The organism is Streptomyces himalayensis subsp. himalayensis, from assembly GCF_013778455.1.
GTDB classification, from domain to species: domain Bacteria; phylum Actinomycetota; class Actinomycetes; order Streptomycetales; family Streptomycetaceae; genus Streptomyces; species Streptomyces himalayensis.
Genome location: NZ_JACEHE010000023.1, coordinates 18,716 through 37,195, shown reverse-complemented (window position 1 = coordinate 37,195; position 18,480 = coordinate 18,716). Strand labels below are relative to the sequence as shown.

Sequence of the window (18,480 nt, the reverse complement as noted above, 5' to 3'; positions counted from 1 at the left end):
CGATGGGGGTACCCCCATGCCCTTAAGGCTATGGGGGAGGAGCTACTAGGGCTTTTCGGCAACGCGGCGTGGGGGCACCTCCCAACGTTAGCTGGGGGAGTGCGTGCCAGGCGTCGCGGGGCTGGGGGCACCTCCCAGCGGTAGCTGGGGGAGGGAGTTTGACGACAGGGCCTAGGGCCGGCTACTGGCGGATCGCCCACCCTCGCTCCCGCAGCGCGGCCGTAAGCACAGGCGCCGCCTTCGGCTCCACCATCAGCTGCACCAGGCCCGCCTGCTGGCCCGTCGCGTGCTCGATGCGGACGTCCTCGATGTTGACCCCGGCCATCCCGGCGTCCGCGAAGATCCGGGCCAGCTGGCCGGGCTGGTCGCTGATCATGACGACGACGCTCTCGTACACGGTCGGGGCGGCGCCGTGCTTGCCCGGGACGCGGATCTGGCCGGTGTTGCCGCGGCGCAGGACGTCCTCGATCCCCGTGACGCCCTCGCGGCGCTTGGCCTCGTCCGAGGACTGGAGTGCGCGCAGCGCCTGCACCGTCTCGTCGAGGTCGGCGGCCACGTCCGCGAGCAGATCGGCGACCGGCCCGGGGTTCGCGGACAGGATGTCGATCCACATCCGGGGATCGGACGCGGCGATGCGCGTCACGTCGCGAATGCCCTGGCCGCACAGGCGTACCGCGGCCTCCTCGGCGTGCTCCAGGCGGGCCGCGACCATGCTGGACACCAGGTGGGGCATGTGCGAGACGAGCGCGACCGCCCGGTCGTGGGAGTCGGCGTCCATGACCACCGGGACGGCGCGGCAGAGCGCGACCAGCTCCAGGGCGAGGTTGAGCACCTCGGTGTCGGTGTCGCGGGTGGGCGTCAGCACCCAGGGGCGCCCCTCGAAGAGGTCGCCGGTGGCGGCGAGCGGCCCGGACTTCTCGCGGCCTGACATGGGGTGCGTACCGATGTACGCGGACAGGTCCAGGCCCAGCGCCTCCAGCTCGCGCCGCGGTCCGCCCTTGACGCTGGCCACGTCGAGGTAGCCGCGGGCCACGCCCCGGCGCATCACGTCGGCGAGCGTCGCGGCGACATGCGCGGGCGGTACGGCCACGATCGCGAGGTCGACGGGGCCCTCGGGAGCGTCGTCCGTACCGGCGCCCAGCGCGGCGGCCGTACGGGCCTGCTCGGGATCGTGGTCGACGAGATGGACGGTGACGCCGCGGCCCGCGAGCGCGAGGCCGGCGGAGGTGCCGATCAGGCCGGTTCCGATGACGAGGGCGGTTCTCACTGGGCGATGTCCTTGCGGAGTGCGGCCGCGGCGCCGAGGTAGACGTGCGCGATCTCGGACCTGGGCTTGTCGGATTCGATGTGCGCGAGGACACGGACGACGCGGGGCATGGCCCCGTCGATGTCGAGCTCCTGCGCACAGATCAGCGGCACGTCCACGATGCCCAGCTTGCGGGCGGCGGCTGCCGGGAAGTCGCTGTGCAGATCCGGGGTGGCCGTGAACCAGACGCTGATCAGATCGTCGGCGGTCAGTCCGTTCCGCTCCAGGATGGCGGTGAGCAGCTCACTGACCTGCTCGTCCATGTGCCCGGCCTCGTCCCGCTCGAGTTGGACGGCGCCCCGGACCGCTCGTACCGCCACGGTGTTGCTCCTTGCTCGCGTACGTACTGCATGCCACGTGCTGCATGCCCGATGCCACCTGCATGCCGTCTGCTGCATGCCTGTGCAGCCAGCCTAGTCAGCGCGGTACGCGCGCGTGCGCGGCGCCCGCGTGCCGAGACGGGCGCGTGCCGAGACGGGCGCGTCCCGAGACGGGCGCGTCCCGAGACGGCGCGGCGCGCTGACCGATGGTCCTACGCACGCGGACGTACGCGGGGTTCGGCGTGTTCCGGACCGGGCCCGGCCCGCTCTGGACGCGGTGGCCGGGGTCCGGTTGCATGGATGAGGTCGCGCACGGTGCGCCTCGGGGGAGGCTGGGATGAAGCGCTCCGGACCCCTTTTCACACTGTTCGCGGGGCTGTTGCTCGCCCTGTTCATGCTGTCGCTCAACGAGACGACGGGGGCGGGGACTTCGTCGTACGGGGGCGCGTCGCCCGGCACGGCGTCGCCGAGCCCGTCCGGCACTCCGCCGTCGCCCTCGGAGACACCGCCCTCCCAGCCGCCGTCGGGAGGGCCCTCCGAGAGCCCGTCGGCGAGCCCCTCCAAGAGCGCCCCGCCGAACGCCGACTACGCGGGCCGTACCGAGGACGACTCCTCGGCGGTCGCCGTCTCGCTGCGGGACGGCAAGGCCATCGCGTACTTCTGCGACGGGCGCGACCAGGAGTCCTGGCTGAAGGGCGATGTCGAGGACGACGGCAGCATGAGGCTGACCGGCAAGCACGGCGCCAAGCTCGAGGGCACCCTGAGCGGCAGGGAGATCCGCGGCACCGTAGAGATCGACAAGCAGCGCTGGACCTTCACGGCCGACAAGGCGATCAAGCCGTCGGGGCTCTACCGCGCGACGGCCGAGGTGCGCGGCGCGCAGATCGACGGCGGCTGGATCGTGCTGCCCGGCGGCCGCCAGGTCGGCATCCTCAAGCGCGACGGCGAGCCCACGCCGGCTCCCGAGATCGACCCGGAGACCGGTGCCGTGACGGTCGACGGACAGCGCCTCACCGCCCGCCCGGTGGTCCCCTGATCTGCCAACTGACCGATCTGTCCCCTTGATCCCCCCGCCCCCGCCCTTCGTCCCCACCGACCCAGGGAGCCGGCATGACCGTCGACCCCAATGCCGTCACACAGGACTTCCCCTCGCCCCATCAGGGGACAGGTCACCGGCGCCCGCACGCGGCGCGTTATCTCGTACCGACGCTGGTCGCCGCGGCGGTCGCGGTGGGCCTCGGGGTGTACGGAAAGGTGCACGACCCGCAGGGCACGGCCTTCAATCTGGCCGGGTTCAGCAGCACAGGTGCGGTCAAGTCATGGCTGGCGACGACGGCGTTCGCCTTCGCGTTGCTGCAGGTCGTGTCGGCGTTCATGGTGTACGGACGACTGCCGGGGCCGTCCTGGGCTCCTGCCCTGCACCGCTGGTCGGGCCGGATCGCGTTCCTGGTCTCCGTGCCCGTCGCCGTGCACTGCCTCTACGCGCTCGGCTACCAGTCGCACGAGCCGCGCGTGCTGTGGCACTCGCTGCTGGGCTGCCTCTTCTTCGGGGCATTCAGCGCCAAGATGCTGCTGCTGCGCTCGGAACGGCTGCCGGGCTGGCTGCTGCCGGTCGTCGGCGGCCTCGTCTTCACCGTGCTGACGGCGGTCTGGCTGACATCGGCGCTGTGGTTCTTCCGGACGTTCGGGGTGACGACATGACGTCGGCACGCGCGCGTGCGTCGCGACGTACCGTCCTCGCGACGGGAGCGCTGGCGGTGGTCACGGCCGGATGCAGCAAGTACGGCGACGAGGGCGGCGGTTCCGGAGCCGACGGCGGCGCGTCGGCCGAGGCCCCGGCCACGTCGCAGGCGCCCGGCCCGTCGCAGCAGAGCCCGCAGCCGTCCGGCGCCTCCCCGTCCGGGCAGCAGTCGGGCGGCGGACAACCGGGGAACAATGCGCCCGACGGAGAGGCACTCGCCAGGACCACCGACATCCCGGTCGGCGGCGGCAAGGTCTTCGCCGACCGGAAGATCGTCGTGACGCAGCCGAGCGAGGGCGACTTCAGGGCCTTCTCGGCGGTCTGCACCCACCAGGGGTGCACGGTCCGCGACGTGACGGGAGGCACCATCAACTGCCCCTGCCATGCCAGCAGGTTCCGCGTCGAGGACGCCTCGGTGGCGGGCGGCCCCGCGCCGAGTCCGCTGGAGCCGCGGAAGATCACGGTGTCGGGAAATTCGATCCACCTCGCGTAGCGGTCGCGCGTACGCTCGCGGGCATGCTCCCCGAGGACCTCGTACGCCACCACACGGTCTACGCCTGTGTGATGGGCTCGCGCGCCTTCGGCCTGGCCACTGACACCAGTGACACGGACCGCCGCGGGGTCTTCCTCGCGCCGACCCGGCTGTTCTGGCGCTTCGAGAAGCCGCCGACGCACGTCGACGGCCCGGCGGAGGAGCAGTTCTCATGGGAGCTGGAGCGTTTCTGCGAGCTCGCGCTGCGCGCCAACCCGAACATCCTGGAGTGCCTGCACTCGCCGCTCGTCGCGTACGCGGACGAGACCGGCCGCGAGCTGCTGTCCCTCCGCGGTGCATTCCTCTCCCGCCGGGCCCACGAGACGTTCACCCGTTATGCCCTCGGCCAGCGCAAGAAGCTCGAGGCGGACGTACGACAGCACGGGGGACCTCGCTGGAAGCACGCGATGCACCTGCTCCGCCTGCTCATGAGCTGCCGCGATCTCCTCCGCACGGGTCAGTTGACCATCGACGTCGGCGCCGAGCGCGATCCTCTGCTCGCGGTGAAGCGCGGCGAGGTCCCGTGGCAGGAGGTCGAGTCCCGCATGGCCCGCCTGGCCGCCGAGGCGGACGAGGCCGCCACCCGCAGCCCGCTCCCGGCGGAGCCGGACCGGGCCAGGGTGGAGGACTTCCTGATACGCGTGCGCCGCGCCTCAGCCCTCCGGACGGACCCGGACGACGAGTTGGTGCGGGGCGTCGTACGCACTCGGCCGTCCGGCAGCGCTGACGCGGCCTGAGCCTCGTCAGGCACCGCGTGCAGCACCTTCTCGAAGAGCCGCCACTGCGTGGCCGCGATCATGCGTCCCAGAGCGCGCCGAGGGTCACCAGTTCGCTCCGGTACTCGATCCGGTCCGCCCACTCCGCCGGCCACGCCTCGGCGCCCAGGTGCGCGCCCGCGAAGGCGCCGGCCAGACAGGCGATCGAGTCGGAGTCGCCGGACGTGCAGGCGGCCCGGCGCAGCGCGGTGACCGGCTCGTCGACGAAGAGCAGGAAGCACAGCAGGCCGGTGGCGAGCGCCTCTTCGGCGATCCAGCCCTCTCCGGTGGCCAGGCACGGGTCCGTCTCGGGCGAGGGGCTGCGCAGGGCGTGCTGGAGGCGTTCCAGGGCCGTCAGGCACTCGTCCCAGCCGCGCGCGATGAAGTGTTCGGGGCTGGGGTCCTGGCTCCGGGTCCACAGTCCGCCGAGCCAGCGCTCGTGGTAGCGGGTGCGGTTCTCGTAGGCGTACGAGCGCAGCAGGCCCACCAGGCCCGTCGGCTCGGCTCCCTGCGCCAGCAGCCGTACGGCGTGCGCGGTGAGGTCGGACGCGGCGAGCGCCGTGGGGTGGCCGTGGGTGAGGGCCGACTGCAACTGGGCGGCGCCCGCGCGCTGTTCGTCGCTGAGCCCCGGTATGAGCCCGAGAGGAGCGACCCGCATGTTGGCACCGCAGCCCTTGGAGTGGATCTGGCTCGCCTCTTGCCAGATACGGTCGCCCGCCCCCAGCAGGCCGCAGGCGACCAGGCACGTGTTGCCCGGGGCGCGGTTGTTCTCCGGCGACCGGTACCAGTCCACGAACTCCTCGCGCACCAGCCGCTCCATCCGCTGCGGAGCGAGCGGGCCGCTGTCCATGGCGGTGCGCAGGCCGCGCCCGAGCGCCAGCGTCATCTGAGTGTCGTCGGTGACGATCGCGGGCTTCGGCAGTTCCATCTCCCGCCAGGGCCCGCATTTGGCGAGGATCGACGGCACGTCGTTGAACTCCGTCGGGAAGCCGAGCGCGTCCCCGAGGGCGAGCCCGATGAGGGACCCGGTCGCGGCGCGCTTCATACCGGTCCTCCGTATCGAGGGGATGGCTGAGGTCATGAAGATCGTCCTTCCGGTCGCAGAAGCGGAGGATGAAGGGTGGTGGCGGCGCCCGCGCGGTAGAGCGCGGCAGGTTTGCCGCGGCCTCCCGTCAGCCGTGCCGCACCGGGGACCGGCTCCACGAAGCCGGGTGTGGCAAGGACTTTGCGCCGGAAGTTGGGCCGGTCGAGCGCGGTGCCCCAGACCGTCTCGTAGATCTGCTGCAGCTCGCCGAGCGTGAACTCGGGTGGGCAGAACGACGTGGCGAGGCATGTGTACTCGAGCTTGGCGCCGACGCGCTCGCGGGCGTCGGCGAGGATCCGGTCGTGGTCGAAGGCGAGCGCCCCGGCGCCGCCATACGGCAGCCACCGGGCCTGCGCCGCGTCACCGCCGCCGCGCGGCTCCGGCAGGTCCGGGACGAGCGCGGTGAAGGCGACCGAGACCACCCGCATCCGGGGATCGCGGCCGGGCTCGCTGTACGTACGCAGCTGCTCAAGATGGAGCCCGGAGACGTCCACGATGCCGGTCTCCTCGGCGAGCTCGCGCCGGGCGGCCGTCTCGGCGGACTCATGGGGCAGTACGAAGCCGCCGGGCAGCGCCCACCGGCCCGCGTACGGGGCCTGTCCGCGCTCGACGAGCAGCACCTGGAGCTCGCCCGCGCGGACGGTGAAGACGGCGAGGTCGACGGTGACGGCGAACGGTTCGAAGGCGTACTTGTCGTAGCCGCGCATCCACCCGCCTCCTTAATAGTCGTAATGACTATAAACAGCGGGGCCGTGCGGGCACAAGAAGGCGGCCGGTTCCCGTCACCACGGGAACCGGCCGCCACATGACCGCAGGAGAAGGACCTACAGGTCGACTTCCTTCATCAGCATGCCGACCTCGGTGTTCGACAGGCGGCGCAGCCAGCCCGACTTCTGGTCGCCCAGCGTGATGGGCCCGAAGGCGACGCGTACGAGCTTGTCGACGGGGAATCCCGCCTCGGCGAGCATGCGGCGCACGATGTGCTTGCGGCCCTCGTGGAGGGTCACCTCGACCAGGTAGTTCTTGCCGGTCTGCTCGACGACGCGGAAGTGGTCCGCGCGCGCGTACCCGTCCTCCAGCTGGATGCCGTCCTTGAGCTGCTTGCCCAGGTCACGCGGGATCGGACCCACGATGTGCGCCAGGTAGGTCTTCTTCACGCCGTACTTCGGGTGCGTGAGTCGGTGGGCCAGCTCGCCGTGGTTGGTGAGCAGGATGACGCCCTCGGTCTCGGTGTCGAGCCGTCCGACGTGGAAGAGTCGCGTCTCGCGGTTGGTGACGTAGTCCCCGAGGCACTGACGGCCCTCCGGGTCCTCCATCGTCGACACGACACCGGCGGGCTTGTTGAGCGAGAAGAACTGGTACGACTGCGTGGCCACGGTCAGCCCGTCGACCTTGATCTCGTCGTGCTCCGGGTCGACGCGCAGGCCCTGCTCGAGGACGATCTCGCCGTTGACCTCGACGCGCGCCTGCTCGATCAGCTCCTCACACGCGCGCCGCGAGCCGTAGCCCGCCCGCGCGAGGACCTTCTGCAGCCGCTCGCCCTCCTGCTCGGCGCCCGGGAAGGTCTTGGGCAGCTTGATGTCCTTCTTGCCCGCGTACCGCTCCCGGTTGCGCTCCTCGGCACGGGTCTCGTACTCACGGGAGCGCGCCGGAGCCGTACGGCCGCCGCGCTGCGGCTGACCCTGCTTGGGGCCGCCCTTGGCGCCTCCGCGGGCCGCCGCGCCCCGGCCCTTCTTGGGCCCGTCGCCGCCCGCGCCGCCGGAACCGCCGGAACCGCCCACGTCGTAGCGGCGCTCCTCGGGACGGGGGCGGCCCGCGCGCTTCTGGTTGTCGTCGCGCTGTCCCCCAGTCTCCGACCGGGAGGTGCCCCCACCGGCCCCCCGGTAGTTGCCGCGTCCCCTGCTGTTACTGCCGCTGCTTCGCATCAAAGTTCCGTCGTCGTCGTGTCGCGTGAGTCTGATTCCGGATCCGGTGCATCCGGATCGAACGACGGGACCCCTTCCTGCGTCTCGGCCTCGATCGCCTCCGCCTCCGGGAGGAAGGGCGCGAGCTCCGGGAGCTCGTCCAGGCCGCGCAGGCCCATCCGCTCCAGAAAGTAGTTCGTCGTCCTGTACAGGATCGCACCTGTTTCGGGTTCCGTGCCCGCCTCCTCGACCAGACCCCGTTGGAGCAGGGTCCGCATCACGCCGTCACAGTTCACGCCGCGGACCGCGGAGACCCGGGAACGGCTGACCGGCTGGCGGTACGCGACGACGGCGAGCGTCTCCAGCGCGGCCTGCGTGAGCCGCGCCTGCTGGCCGTCCAGGACGAAGCCCTCGACGGCCGCGGCGTACTCGGGGCGCGTGTAGAACCGCCAGCCGCCCGCCACCAGCCGCAGCTCGAAGCCTCGGCGCTGCACGGTGTACTCGTCGGCGAGCTCACGCAGCGCGTCGGCGACGGCCCGCCGGGGCCGCTCCAGGATCTTGGCCAGGTGCTCCTCGGTCGCGGGCTCGTCGACGACCATGAGGACGGCCTCGAGGGCGGGCTTGAGATCGAGATCCGCGACGGTGCGCAGGCCGGCCGGGCTCTCGGTCGTCTCCTCGCTCACGTCTTCTCCTCCTTGGCTTCCTCGTCCCCGGCTCGCAGGCCCTTGGCTTCTGCGCCCTTGGCTTCCGCGTCCTTGTCTTTCTCGGGCGGGCGGTCGAACTCGTCCGTCACCCTCGGCTGCTCGTCGCCGTCCCCACCGGTCCAGCGCACCAGCAGCTCCCCGAGGGCGGTCTCCTGTTCCAGCGCCACGGCTTTCTCCCGGTACAGCTCCAGCAGGGCCAGAAAGCGCGCGACGACGGTGAGCGTGTCGTCGGTGTCCTCCACGAGGCTACGGAAGCTGGCCTCGCCGAGCTCCCGCAGCCGCGCCACGACGATCCCGGCCTGCTCCTGCACGCTCACCAGCGGGGCGTGGATGTGGTCGACGTACACCTGCGGCTTGGGCTTGGGCTGCATCGCCTTCACAGCGAGCTTGGCGAAGCCCTCGGCGCCGATGCTGATGACGACGTCGGGCAGCAGCTCGGCGTGGTGCGGCTCGAGGCCGACGGTACGCGGATAGCGCCGCGCCTCGTCGTCGAGCCGCCCGCTGAAGATGTCCGCGATCTGCTTGTACGCGCGGTACTGCAGCAGCCGCGCGAACAGCAGGTCACGAGCCTCGAGCAGTGCGAGGTCGGCCTCGTCCTCGACCTCGGCTGCGGGCAGCAGCCGTGCCGCCTTCAGATCGAGCAGTGTGGCCGCCACGACGAGGAACTCGGTCGTCTGGTCGAGATCCCAGTCCGGCCCCATGGCCCGGATGTGCGCCATGAATTCATCGGTCACCTTGGACAGCGCGACCTCGGTGACATCGAGCTTGTGCTTGGCGATCAACTGCAGAAGCAGATCAAAGGGCCCCTCGAAGTTCGCCAGCCGAACTTTGAACTTCCCGTCCGACGGCTCACTGACGGGAGCCGCAGGAGTGTCGGCGGGCGCCGTGTGGTTGTGGGCAGGCGTTCCGCTGGGCGATGGGGGTACCCCCTGCTCGAGCGAAGCCGAGAGCTTGGGGGAGGGTGGGCACAACCCGCCACGGTCCGCACCGGACCCAGGAACTTCAGCCACAGCCGGACTCTCCGCCGAAGGCGGCGCAGCCTCCGCAGGAGACGCAGCAGCCTCCGTAGGAGGAGCCAAAGGCTCATCAGCTGGAGGCGCCGCCCCCGGCCCACGCCCCAGCATCCGCCTACGGGCAGCCCGAGGCGACGAAACAGAGTCGTCAGAGGTCGGCGGCATTACGGTCCAGGTAAGGGGGTGCGAGGGAAGCGCGGGCCAAGGCCCGCGTACGAGCTCGCAGGCTACCGCGTACCGCCTACCGCCCCCGAAGCCGCCGCACAAGAATGCTGGCGTCCCCGCGCGACTCAAGGTCTGCAAGGACGACGGCGACAGCCTCCCGCACGATCCGCCCGCGGTCCACCGCAAGACCGTGCTCCCCACGCAGCACGAGCCGCGCATGCTCGAGGTCCATCAGCTCCTCGGCGGAGACGTACACCGTGATCTTCTCGTCGTGGCGCTCGCGCCCACTGGGCCTGCGCGCCGCGGCCCGCCCGCGCCGCCGCGCAGCGGCAGACCCGGAAGACGCCCCGGACGCACCCGATCCGGCAGATGTGCCCGCCGCCGACCCGGCAGCCCCCGGAGCGCCGGAACCCGACCCCTCCTTGAGCGCCCGGCGGCGCCCCGCCGCCCTCTCGCCCTCCGCGGCAGCCGACCGGCTGCGGGACTCGCCCGCCTCGGACTCGGCGTCCGCGGCGGCGTGCTCGGCGCTCTCGCGGTCATCGCCGCCCTGCGCCGCCGTACCAGCGGACTGCGCCGACGCGTCCTCCGCGGCGACGGCATCGCTCTCGCCCGCCGGACCAGGAACCCTGGCCTCGCCGTTGACCGGGCGCCTCGGGGTGGACGCCTGGAGCGCCATTCCCCCGGTCGTACGGAACAGTTCGTCGGCCCCGGGCAGACTCACTCGGCGTGACACCGGGCGAGCACCTCCCTGGCGAGCTGGCGGTAGGCGGCGGCACCGACGGAGTTGGAGGCGTACGTGGTGATCGGCTCACCGGCGACCGTGGTCTCCGGGAAGCGGACCGTGCGCCCGATGACCGTGTGGTACACGTGATCGTCGAAGGCCTCGACCACCCGGGCCAGGACCTCGCGGCTGTGCACCGTGCGCGAGTCGTACATCGTGGCGAGGATGCCGTCGAGCTCCAGCTCGGGGTTGAGCCGCTCCTGGACCTTCTCGATGGTCTCGGTGAGCAGCGCGACCCCGCGCAACGCGAAGAACTCGCACTCGAGCGGCACGATCACCTTGTGGGCCGCGGTCAGCGCGTTCACGGTCAGCAGACCGAGCGAGGGCTGGCAGTCGATCACGATGTAGTCGTAGTCGGCCATGAGCGGCTTCAGGGCGCGCTGGAGCGTCGACTCGCGCGCGACCTCGCTCACCAGCTGCACCTCGGCGGCCGAGAGGTCGATATTGCTCGGCAGCAGGTCCATGTTGGGGACCGCCGTCTTCAGCAGGACCTCGTCCGCGGCCATTCCCCGCTCCATGAGCAGGTTGTAGACCGTCAGGTCGAGCTCCATCGGGTTCACGCCGAGACCCACGGACAGCGCGCCCTGCGGGTCGAAGTCGACGAGCAGCACCCGGCGTCCGTACTCCGCGAGCGCGGCGCCCAGGTTGATGGTCGACGTCGTCTTGCCGACGCCGCCCTTCTGGTTGCACATCGCGATGATCTTCGCGGGACCGTGGTCGGTCAGCGGGCCCGGGATCGGGAAGTAAGGCAGCGGGCGGCCGGTCGGGCCGATGCGCTCGCGGCGCTGGCGTGCGGCGTCGGGCGCGAGCGTGGCCGCGTACTCGGGGTCGGGCTCGTACTCGGCGTCGGGGTCGTAGAAGTGCCCCTCGGGCAGTTCGTCGTAGTCGGCGAAGTGGTCGCGGTTCTCGCCACTTCCGTTGCCGGCCATGGCGTTCACGTGATGGCCATCCATGCTCTGGTGTGCTGTCTGAGTCATCCGGGGACTCTGATGGGCTGCGAAGGTACGGACAGCGACGGAGCCGACAGCCTCGAGCCCCGTGGGCCCTGGGCCCTGCGCAGGCATTCCTGGTTGACCACCCCCGGGAGTAAATGTCGACTCATTCACAAGTCGTCTTACCTCCTTGGTGACCAGGAAATTTCTAGATAGGTCAGCGTGGCACCATGCCGACGATTGGCGACTCTATGGCGTGTCACCGGTCCGCAGCAACACAATCCACCGGACCCGGCCCGATGTGTCGGCAACTGAACACCCCTCTGTCAAGGGCGTACAGCAGTCATTGGCCGCGTTTCACTGGTGTACGAATCGGTTGAAGCGCTACGTTCGAGGCAAGTTGAGCGAGTCTCGCAAAGTGAGCCGACACACATCCGGCCGGACCTTGTTGGGCAAGGTCCGGCCGGGGGCGCGGTGTTGACGACCGGTGTTGACGGTCAGCCGAGCAAGGACTCGAGTTCGACGTGGTCCAGGCCGTGCGCCTCGGCGACCTCGCGGTAAACGACCTTGCCGTCATGCGTGTTGAGGCCCCTGGCCAGCGCCGCGTCACGGCGCAGCGCCTCGGCCCAGCCGCGGTTCGCGACCTCCACGATGTACGGCAGCGTGGCGTTGGTCAGCGCGTACGTCGAAGTGTTCGGGACGGCGCCGGGCATGTTGGCGACGCAGTAGAACACCGAGTTGTGCACCCGGAAGGTCGGCTCGGCGTGCGTGGTCGGACGCGAGTCCTCGAAGCAGCCGCCCTGGTCGATCGCGATGTCGACAAGGACACTTCCCGGCTTCATGCGCGAGACCAGCTCGTTGGTGACCAGCTTCGGCGCCTTGGCACCCGGGATGAGCACGGCACCGATGACGAGGTCGGCGTCGAGGCAGGCCTTCTCGAGCTCGAAGGCGTTGGAGACGACGGTCTGGATCTTCGTACCGAAGATCTTGTCGGCCTCCTTGAGCTTGTTGATGTCCTTGTCGAGCAGGGTCACGTGGAAGCCCATGCCGATGGCGATCTGCGCGGCGTTCCAGCCGGAGACGCCACCGCCGATGACGACGGCCTTGGCGGCCGGCACTCCCGGGACGCCGCCCGGCAGCACGCCGCGGCCGCCGTTCGCGGCCATCAGGTGGTAGGCGCCGACCTGCGGAGCGAGACGGCCCGCGACCTCGGACATCGGGGCGAGCAGCGGCAGCGCACGGCTGGGCAGCTCGACGGTCTCGTACGCGATCGCGGTGGTGCCCGACTCGAGGAGCGCGTCGGTGCACTCCTTGGACGCGGCGAGGTGCAGGTAGGTGAAGAGCGTCTGGTCCTTGCGGAGGCGGTGGTACTCCTCCGCGATGGGCTCCTTGACCTTGAGCAGCAGGTCCGCGGCGGCCCAGACCTCGTCTGCGGTCTCCAGGATCTGCGCGCCGGCCGCCACGTACTCGTCGTCCGGGATCGACGAGCCGACACCGGCGTTCCGCTCGACGACGACCTGGTGGCCGTTGCGCACGAGCTCATGCACGCCGGCCGGGGTGATGGCCACGCGGAACTCGTTGTTCTTGACCTCGCGGGGGATGCCGACCTTCATCGTCGATCACGGTCCTTGGCTCTGGGGATTTCTCGGGCAATGCAACACATACCCGGATGCACAGGAGCGCATCGGGAGACACCGCAAAAGTACACGGCAGAGCCAGTCTAATGAAGGGTTTCCGGCTGTCTAGCCTTTCAATGCATCAATCTCTCGCGGATGTACTACGGATTTCGTAGGCGTAAGAGGTCTGTTCCATTGATGCGTCGGCCTGGCGGGTGTTCAGCCCCTCGTCCTGCAGGCCTCCTGCCCCGCGTGCTGGGGGTCTGCTTGGCGCGCCCCGACTGCCCGCCCTTGCCCGTCCTGGTCCTCGGTATCCGCAGGGCTGTCGTCGACCGCGGTATCCGCAGGGCTGTCGTCGACCTCGGTATCCGCAGGGCTGTCGTCGACCTCGGGATCCGCAGGGCTGCCCTCGGGGATCCGGGTGTCCTCGTGTGCCGGGTTGTGGTCCGAGCGGACCTCCTGGCGGCTGGCGCCCTCCTGGATGCGGTCCGGGCCCTCGCGCCGTGTCCGGCCGCTGCCCTCGCTCTCCGTCCCCAGCATCCGCTCGGCCACGCCCCGGTGCAGCCGGGCCGCGGCGGGATCTCCGAGGCGCTCCAGCGTGTCGGCGAGCCGGAGCTGCAGCGCGCACTGAAGCCGCAGGTCGCGGGCTTGCCGAGCCTGTTCCACGGCCTCCTGGCAGGTACGCAGCGACTCCTCAGGCCGCCCCGCGTACTCCTGCACCCGTGCCATCTCGCTCAAAGCCCTGGCCAGGGCGGGCACGTCGCCCGCCCTGCGGTACGCGGCGACCGCCGACCGCCAGTTGCGCAGCGCCTCGCCGTAGCGGCCCGCGTAGGTGTGCACGGTGCCGAGGCGCCCGTACAGCCGGGCCGCGTCGGCCCGCTCGCCGTTGGTGAGCCGCTGCGCCAGGGCTCGTCCGTACCAGTCGGCGGCCCGGTGCCAGTCCCCCAGCTCCTGGTAGGCACCGCCTACGGATTCCATCGCGCGGCCCGTCGCATACGGGTCGTTCGCCTGCCGTCCGGCGTCCAGGGCCGCCCGGTAGCGTGCCAGCGCCTGCTCCGTACGGCCTGTCCGTGCGTCGAGATCCGCGAGGTTCAGCAGCGCCGCGGCCTTCTCGCGGTGAAGATCACGGCGCTCGGCGACATCGAGGACGAGCCCGTGGATGCCGTACAGCTCGGGGGCGGCCGCCTCCGTGCCGCGGTGGGCGACCAGCGCGCGCACCAGCGCCGCCATCAGTCGCCGCGCGAGCGTGTCCAGCTCGCCGTCGGCGACCGCGAGCCGGGCCGCGGCGAACAGCGCCGGCTGTCGGACCCGCAGCCACTCGGCGGCGGCCGCGGGGCTCGGGAAGCGCAGGGCGCGGGGCAGTCCGGCGAGCTTCTTGCGGGCGAGTGAGCCTTCGGGTTCGGTGGTGGCACGGCAGGACTGCAGCAGGCGTACGGTTCGCTCCAGCATCCGGGCGCGGGCCAGCTGGACCTCGGCAGAGCGGTCCAGTGTCTCGGTGAGCCCGCGCAGCAGCGGAACCAGACAGCCCGGCACCTCGTACTGCGGCAGCGGCGAGTCGACGGGCCGTACCAGTCCGAGGGTGGCGAACTCGTCGAGCCTCGCCTGTGCCGTGGAGACCGAGCAGCCCGCGAGCGCGGACGCGGTGTGCGGGTCGACGACGCCGGCGGGGGCGAGCGAGAGCAGGCGCAGCGTCCGCGCGGCGACCGACGGGAGGGCCACGTACGCGTGCCGGAAGACCCTTTCCAGCGCCGGGCCCTCGTCGGTATCGCCGGACAGCCATTTGGCCAGGTCGGCCACCGATGCCTGGGGACGCGCCGCGAGCCAGCCCCCGGCGAGGAGCAGCGCCGCGGGTTGCCCCCCGCACTGCTCGACGAGAGTTTCGGCGGCGTGCGGGTCGCAGGTGATACGAACCGACCCCGTGAACCGGCCGAGGAGTTCGACCGCGGACTTGGCGTCGAGCCCGCCGAGTGTGCAGGGCCGTACGTCCGGGATGCCGGTCAGCGGCCCTCCGGAGACCGCAACGACGAGGCAGTCGGGGTTGTCCGGCAGCAGCGCGTCGACCTGCTCCGCGTTCGCGGCGTCGTCGAGGAGCAGCAGGACGCGGCGGTCGGCGAGGGCGTCGCGCAGCGCTTCCGTGAGGTCGTCCTCCGCCGCTCCGGGCGGGGCGGGCAGATCGAGCGCGCCGAGGAGTTCGCGGGCCGTGCGCTCGGCTGGCACCGGTGTGCCGCCCGGCTCGGTCAGCCGGGCACGCAGGACGCCGTCCGGGTAACGGTCGGCGACCTGTCGTACGAGCTCCTCGGCGAGCGCCGTGCGGCCTGAGCCGGGCTTTCCGGCGATCAGCAGCACGCGCGCGCGGGGGGCTTTGCGACCCGCGATGGTGTCGAGGCCGGCGCGTTCGATGTCCGCCCGGAGTTCCTTCAACTCCCTTGTGCGGCCAAAGAACTGACTGACCGTGGGATTCGCCGCAGGAGTCTCAGGGGGCTTCGCGGGACTCTCCGCAGGAGCGGACCCGGCAGCCGGTTGCTGCCCCTCCCCCGGCACTTCCGCGCCGTCGGTGTCCACCGCCTGATCCGCCACGGGCCACGCTCCCGTCACACTGCACACGATCCCGCCGGGACTCCGTCGGGGCGTTTCCAGAGGGTAGTTCACTCTCTGCAACGATCCCCTGGGAGCAGGGCGGGGAGGTCCCTCGATCGGATCAGCGGATCTTCGGATCGGCGGCGGGACGGGCTGTTTGCGGCCCGTCTGGGGGCACCTCCTGGGGCAGCCCCAGCGTTAGCTGGGGGAGCCGGCGCAGCCGCCGGCAACGGCGTCGCCCGTCAGGCCTCGAACGGCCGCGCCGGCCAAGGCGCCTCGGCCGGGCGCAGGCTGTCCAGGCCGTCGCCGTTCAGCGCCGCGGTAAGCGAAAGCGCGCCCACGACGAGGCAGTTGTTGTGCAGCTCGCCGGCGAGGACACCACGTACCAGCTCGTCGAGCGGTACCCGGGCCAGCTCCATGTCGGCCTCTTCGTGCTCCACCTCGAAGCGGTCCCCGTCGGCCTCGGACAGCTCGCGGGCGAGGAAGATGCGGACGGCCTCGTCGCAGCCGCCGGGCGTCGTGTAGACGTCGGTCAGCACCCGCCAGTCCTCGGCCTTGACGTGCGCCTCCTCGTAGAGCTCGCGCTGCGCGGCGTGCAGGGGGTTCTCGCCGGGTACGTCGAGGAGCCCGGCGGGGATCTCCCAGAGCTTCTGCCGCACGGGGTGCCGGTACTGGCGCAGGACCAGGACGCGGTTCTGCTCGTCGAGCGCGAGAACGGCCACGGAGCCGGGGTGGACCTGGTAGTCGCGGCGGGCGACCGTTCCGTCGGGCATGACGACGTCGTCGGCGCGGACGGACGTCTTGTTCCCCACGAACGGGGTCTCCGTCGCCCGGACCTCCCACTCCTCGGCGGTGTCCTTGATCGTCATGTCGACCTGCCTCCTCAACGCGTACGGCCAAACAGCACGCGCAAACACAGAACAAATACAGAAACCGGGGCACGTCGCTCAAAAGCGCGTACCCCGGCAACCGTATCGCCCTTGTGTTACTTCCCGGTCTTGCCCGTCTTGCCAGCGGCCTTCTGGCGCTCGACGGCCGCCTTGACGAGGCCGGCGAAGAGCGGGTGCGGCCGGGTCGGACGGGAGCGCAGCTCGGGGTGCGCCTGGGTCGCGACCAGGTACGGGTGGACGTCGCGCGCGTACTCGACGTACTCGACGAGCTTGCCGTCCGGCGAGGTGCCGGAGAACTGCAGGCCGGCCTTCTTCTCCAGCTCCGCGCGGTAGGCGTTGTTCACCTCGTAGCGGTGGCGGTGACGCTCCTCGACGTACTCCTTGCCGCCGTACACCTCGCGCACGATCGAGCCCTCGGCGAGCTTCGCCGGGTACATGCCGAGCCGCATGGTGCCGCCCATGTCGCCCTCACCGGCGACGATGTCGAGCTGCTCCGCCATGGTGGAGATCACCGGGTGGCCGGTCGCCGCGTCGAACTCGGTGGAGTTGGCGTCGGGGATGTCCGCGAGGTTGCGGGCGGCCTCGATCACGATGCACTGCAGGCCGAGGCAGAGGCCGAGCAGCGGGATCTTGTTCTCGCGGGCGTACCGGATGGCGCCGACCTTGCCGCTGACACCGCGGTCGCCGAAGCCGCCGGGGACGCAGATCGCGTCGACGTCCGAGAGCTGCTCGGCGGCGCCCGCCGGGGTCTTGCAGTCGTCCGAGGTGACCCACTTGATCTTGACGCGGGTCTTGTTGGCGAAGCCGCCCGCCCGCAGCGCCTCGGTGACCGACAGATAGGCGTCGGGCAGGTCGATGTACTTGCCGACGAGCGCGAGCGACACCTCGTGCTCGGGCTTGTGGACGCGGTCGAGCAGGTCGTCCCAGGTCGACCAGTCGACATCGCGGAACGGCAGGTCGAGCTTGCGCACGACGTAGGCGTCCAGGCCTTCGGTGTGCAGCACCTTCGGGATGTCGTAGATCGACTTGGCGTCGACGCAGGCCACGACCGCGGTCTCGTCGACGTCGCACATCAGCGAGATCTTGCGCTTGATGGAGGTGGGCACGTCGCGGTCGGCGCGCAGCACGATGGCGTCGGGCTGGATACCGATGTTGCGCAGGGCCGCGACCGAGTGCTGGGTCGGCTTGGTCTTCAGCTCGCCGGACGGGCCGATGTAGGGCAGCAGCGAGATGTGCACCACGAAGACGTTGTCGCGGCCCACCTCGTGGCGGACCTGGCGGACGGTCTCCAGGAACGGCAGCGACTCGATGTCGCCGACCGTGCCGCCGACCTCGGTGATCACGACGTCGACGTCGTCCGTGGCCATACGGCGGATGCGGTGCTTGATCTCGTTGGTGATGTGCGGGATGACCTGCACGGTGTCGCCCAGGTACTCGCCGCGGCGCTCCTTGGCGATCACCGTCGAGTAGACCTGACCGGTGGTGACGTTGGCTGAGCCGTCGAGGTCGACGTCCAGGAAGCGCTCGTAGTGACCGATGTCCAGGTCGGTCTCGGCGCCGTCGTTCGTGACGAACACCTCACCGTGCTGGAAGGGGTTCATCGTGCCGGGGTCGACGTTGATGTACGGGTCGAGCTTCTGCATCGTGACCCGAAGCCCACGCGCCTTGAGCAGCGCGCCCAGGCTGGAGGCGGTGAGGCCCTTGCCGAGGGAGGAGGCGACGCCCCCGGTGACGAAGATGTGCTTGGTCGTCGAGGGTGACGAGGATCGATTCGGCATGGCCAAGGCGGAACTCCCGTGGTCGCGGTCTGAATTGCGTGCCGGCTTTCTCGGATTCCGGGAGATCGGAATTCCGGGGTGCCGTCGCTGCGGTTCGGGGGTCTCGCAACGCCGGAGAATGCCCACCGGTCCACGGGCTACCAGGGTATCAGCGGCGCGGCGTGACTGCTCCCGGCCACGCTCCGCACACCGTTCGCACACGGTCCGCCACAGACTCACCCCGCGCCCACTCTTTCGGCTCATTACGGTTGACCAGTGCGGCACGCGGAGACCTACCGTGCGTCGTATCCTGCTCGGACATTCGCTGCCGAGTCAGCCCGGCAAACGGCACACCCCAGCCCGTCGCCCGGAACAAGAGCTCGTCAGTCAGTTGTTGAAGATC

The 18,480-nt window shown here is 70.8% G+C and carries 17 protein-coding genes; 4 read left to right on the top strand and 13 right to left on the bottom strand.

Going from position 1 to position 18,480, the window contains the following annotated elements:
* Positions 1 to 181: 181 nt before the first annotated feature.
* Complete coding sequence (locus tag H1D24_RS30125) at positions 182 to 1,267, bottom strand: prephenate dehydrogenase (RefSeq protein ID WP_181660888.1); 1,086 nt, start codon at positions 1,265 to 1,267, stop codon at positions 182 to 184.
* Complete coding sequence (gene aroH, locus H1D24_RS30120; protein WP_181660887.1) at positions 1,264 to 1,626, bottom strand: chorismate mutase; 363 nt, start codon at positions 1,624 to 1,626, stop codon at positions 1,264 to 1,266. Before aroH ends, H1D24_RS30125 begins: the two co-directional genes overlap by 4 nt.
* A gap of 337 nt (positions 1,627 to 1,963) precedes the next feature.
* On the opposite strand from aroH, the gene H1D24_RS30115 reads away from it, so the two are divergent.
* From H1D24_RS30115 to H1D24_RS30100, 4 genes are all read left to right on the top strand, one after another.
* A complete protein-coding gene (locus H1D24_RS30115; RefSeq protein WP_181660886.1) occupies positions 1,964 to 2,662 on the top strand; it encodes a hypothetical protein in 699 nt (232 codons plus the stop codon).
* Positions 2,663 to 2,736: 74 nt separating this feature from the next.
* Complete coding sequence (locus tag H1D24_RS30110; protein WP_181660885.1) at positions 2,737 to 3,327, top strand: DUF6529 family protein; 591 nt, start codon at positions 2,737 to 2,739, stop codon at positions 3,325 to 3,327.
* On the top strand, positions 3,324 to 3,860 hold the full coding sequence (locus H1D24_RS30105; RefSeq protein ID WP_181660884.1) for a Rieske (2Fe-2S) protein: 537 nt from the start codon (positions 3,324 to 3,326) through the stop codon (positions 3,858 to 3,860). Before H1D24_RS30110 ends, H1D24_RS30105 begins: the two co-directional genes overlap by 4 nt.
* A 23-nt stretch (positions 3,861 to 3,883) precedes the next feature.
* Positions 3,884 to 4,636, top strand: a complete 753-nt coding sequence (locus H1D24_RS30100) for a nucleotidyltransferase domain-containing protein (protein WP_181660883.1) — start codon at positions 3,884 to 3,886, stop codon at positions 4,634 to 4,636.
* Between the two features lie 58 nt (positions 4,637 to 4,694).
* On the opposite strand, the gene H1D24_RS30095 is transcribed toward H1D24_RS30100, so the two are convergent.
* The 11 genes from H1D24_RS30095 to pyrG form a co-directional block, all read right to left on the bottom strand.
* Complete coding sequence (locus H1D24_RS30095; protein WP_181660882.1) at positions 4,695 to 5,735, bottom strand: ADP-ribosylglycohydrolase family protein; 1,041 nt, start codon at positions 5,733 to 5,735, stop codon at positions 4,695 to 4,697.
* On the bottom strand, positions 5,732 to 6,445 hold the full coding sequence (locus tag H1D24_RS30090) for an NUDIX hydrolase (protein ID WP_181660881.1): 714 nt from the start codon (positions 6,443 to 6,445) through the stop codon (positions 5,732 to 5,734). Before H1D24_RS30090 ends, H1D24_RS30095 begins: the two co-directional genes overlap by 4 nt.
* A 117-nt stretch (positions 6,446 to 6,562) precedes the next feature.
* A complete protein-coding gene (locus H1D24_RS30085; protein WP_181660880.1) occupies positions 6,563 to 7,663 on the bottom strand; it encodes a pseudouridine synthase in 1,101 nt (366 codons plus the stop codon).
* Positions 7,663 to 8,325 (bottom strand): SMC-Scp complex subunit ScpB, encoded by a 663-nt coding sequence (gene scpB, locus H1D24_RS30080; RefSeq protein ID WP_181660879.1) that lies wholly within the window; start codon positions 8,323 to 8,325, stop codon positions 7,663 to 7,665. The genes H1D24_RS30085 and scpB overlap by 1 nt, the downstream gene beginning before the upstream one ends.
* Positions 8,322 to 9,524 carry a segregation and condensation protein A gene (locus tag H1D24_RS30075; protein ID WP_181660878.1) on the bottom strand — a complete coding sequence of 401 codons (1,203 nt, stop codon included), beginning with the start codon at positions 9,522 to 9,524 and terminating at the stop codon, positions 8,322 to 8,324. Before H1D24_RS30075 ends, scpB begins: the two co-directional genes overlap by 4 nt.
* Positions 9,525 to 9,600: 76 nt before the next feature.
* On the bottom strand, positions 9,601 to 10,257 hold the full coding sequence (locus H1D24_RS30070) for a hypothetical protein (RefSeq protein ID WP_181660877.1): 657 nt from the start codon (positions 10,255 to 10,257) through the stop codon (positions 9,601 to 9,603).
* Positions 10,242 to 11,369 carry a ParA family protein gene (locus tag H1D24_RS30065; RefSeq protein WP_181660876.1) on the bottom strand — a complete coding sequence of 376 codons (1,128 nt, stop codon included), beginning with the start codon at positions 11,367 to 11,369 and terminating at the stop codon, positions 10,242 to 10,244. Before H1D24_RS30065 ends, H1D24_RS30070 begins: the two co-directional genes overlap by 16 nt.
* Positions 11,370 to 11,734: 365 nt before the next feature.
* Positions 11,735 to 12,850, bottom strand: coding sequence for an alanine dehydrogenase (gene ald / locus H1D24_RS30060; protein ID WP_181660875.1), 1,116 nt, complete (start codon positions 12,848 to 12,850; stop codon positions 11,735 to 11,737).
* A gap of 222 nt (positions 12,851 to 13,072) precedes the next feature.
* Positions 13,073 to 15,274, bottom strand: coding sequence for a tetratricopeptide repeat protein (locus tag H1D24_RS30055; RefSeq protein WP_258564415.1), 2,202 nt, complete (start codon positions 15,272 to 15,274; stop codon positions 13,073 to 13,075).
* 398 nt (positions 15,275 to 15,672) lie between these two features.
* Entirely contained in the window at positions 15,673 to 16,299 is a 627-nt protein-coding gene (locus tag H1D24_RS30050; RefSeq protein ID WP_181660874.1) for an NUDIX domain-containing protein, read from the bottom strand.
* A 116-nt stretch (positions 16,300 to 16,415) separates the two neighbouring features.
* Positions 16,416 to 18,098 carry a CTP synthase gene (gene pyrG / locus H1D24_RS30045; protein ID WP_181660873.1) on the bottom strand — a complete coding sequence of 561 codons (1,683 nt, stop codon included), beginning with the start codon at positions 18,096 to 18,098 and terminating at the stop codon, positions 16,416 to 16,418.
* Positions 18,099 to 18,480 lie beyond the last annotated feature (382 nt).